General features: G+C 29.4%; 2 protein-coding genes. Both read right to left on the reverse strand.

What is annotated here, in order from left to right:
- Positions 1-677 precede the first annotated feature (677 nt).
- Positions 678-1514, reverse strand: a complete 837-nt coding sequence (locus Q0138_RS03800; RefSeq protein WP_297981135.1) for an ATP-binding cassette domain-containing protein — start codon at positions 1512-1514, stop codon at positions 678-680.
- On the reverse strand, positions 1498-2196 hold the full coding sequence (cbiQ, locus tag Q0138_RS03805) for a cobalt ECF transporter T component CbiQ (protein ID WP_297981139.1): 699 nt from the start codon (positions 2194-2196) through the stop codon (positions 1498-1500). The genes Q0138_RS03800 and cbiQ overlap by 17 nt, the downstream gene beginning before the upstream one ends.
- Position 2197: the final 1 nt, after the last annotated feature.

Genomic DNA, 2197 nt, shown 5'->3' on the forward strand with positions numbered 1-2197 from the left:
AATAGAATGTATAATTAAAAAATAGAAAGTAAATTTAAAAATAGAATGTATAATTAAAAAATAGAAAGTAAATTTAAAAATAGAATGTATAATTAAAAAATAGAAAGTAAATTTAAAAATAGAATGTATAATTAAAAAATAGAAAGTAAATTTAAAAATAGAATGTATAATTTAAAAATAGAAATATAAAAATAAATTATATTTCAATTATAAATTACTTATTTTGCCCGTATACTAACTCTCTTGCTTCACAGGTAGTTTACCCTTCCCTCCACGAGTAACCCTCGAAACAGGCAGCCTATCTAATGCCGGGTTTCTTCTAATCATCAACAGCGTAAGCTTCTTTCATAAAAGGACCATAAACATCAGTCAAATTAATGATGCGACAATATAATTTTAATTAAAATAAGTATATAAAATTTTTTATAGAAATAAATAAAATTGGGTTTAGATTAAGAATCTAAAAAAATTAATTAAAAATAACAGAATTTAATGAAAAAAAGAATAAAATAAAAAAGTTAATGAAAAAATAAAAAAAGAATTTTATATAAGAATTAAATAAATAAAAGTTAATGAAAAAATAAAAAAAAGAATTTATAAAGAATTAAATAAATAAAAGAATAAAATAATAAAAAGAATTTTAAATAAAAGGATTAAATAAATAAAAGAATAAACAATTATTGCCCATAATGCAATTCATTGGCTAATCTTCTAGCCTCAGAAATGGTTAAGGGATAATCTCCATCCAATTCAAAGCCATCCTTTTTGTCAAGTATTTCAAATAGGTGAGCCACTCTTGGAAGCCTTAAATTAGCATCCCTAATCAAATCAACATCTCCAAATACCTCTTTTGGAGTTCCGCTTTTAATTATCTCCCCAGAACTAATCACATAAACCTTATCTGAATAGATAGGAACCAAATCAACATCATGGGTTGAAATGATAATTGTCATTCCTTCCTCATTCAATTCTCTTAGAAGCTTTAAAATGTCAGATGCTCCCTTAGGGTCTAGGCCTGATGTTGGTTCATCCAAAACCATTATTTCAGGTTTCATTGCCAAAATTCCTGCAATTGCAACCCTTTTTTTCTGACCTCCACTTAAATGATGAGGTGCCTTTCTTTCAAATCCTTCCATATCAACTCGTCTCAATGCTTCAGTAACTCTTCTTTGAGTTTCCTCCTGTGACAAATCAAGATTGAGAGGACCGAATGCAACATCTTCCTCAACGGTAGGTGCAAAAAGTTGATCGTCAGGATTTTGAAAAACAATCCCTACTTTTTGCCTAAACTTTATAAGGCTTTTCTTATCATGTTTCAATCTTTCCCCATCAATTAGGATTTCACCATCATCAGCCTTATAAATCCCATTAAAATGAAGAAACAATGTAGATTTACCAGCACCGTTTTTTCCAAGTAGGGAAACTATTTCTCCTTTTTTAACTTCCAAATTAACATTTTTTAAAGCTTGTGTTCCATCATCATACGAATAAGAAATATTATTTGCTATTAACATCATTAACCTCCCTTTTTGGTTTATAAACTGGCAAATATCCTTTATAAGCTCTGGAATCAAGTGAACATTGTAATGTTTCAGACTTGTCCAAGGACCTGAAAAACAGATTGCTGAACAACATTCCCAAGGATTTGTATGTGCTTTTGGAACCAACATAACCAAGTCTTGTTTCCTGTGCTTTTCTCATTGTATCCAATTGATCCAGGAATATAAATATTGCATTATACATCAATAATGCTATGTCAATGAATATGACGGGAACCTTTAGAAGATATAAACATTGCAATATGTCTGCAATAGGTGTGGTCAAGGTTAAAAATCCCAAACAGGAAAAACATGCAAAACATCGGCAAAATGTGCTGATTCCCAAGTCCAGTGAAGATTGGGTAACAACTATGCCCCATAATCCAGTGTCATAGATTACTTTACCGCTTCCAAAGAAAAATATGAGAAAAATACATGTGACAACAGCAAAGATTATTGGAATTGCAAGAAACTTAAGATAGGATTTTAGAGATATTCTTGCCACAGCCAAAATTAGAATAGACATTAGAATAAATGTGAAAAAGTCCAATGACAAATTATTAATCACCAATGTGACAATCATCAAAGCAACTGAAAGTATTAACTTGACATAAACATTAAAATCCGATAATCGGTTATTATGTGCAATATAATCAATA

The organism is uncultured Methanobrevibacter sp., from assembly GCF_937906425.1.
In the GTDB taxonomy this organism is placed as follows: domain Archaea; phylum Methanobacteriota; class Methanobacteria; order Methanobacteriales; family Methanobacteriaceae; genus Methanobrevibacter.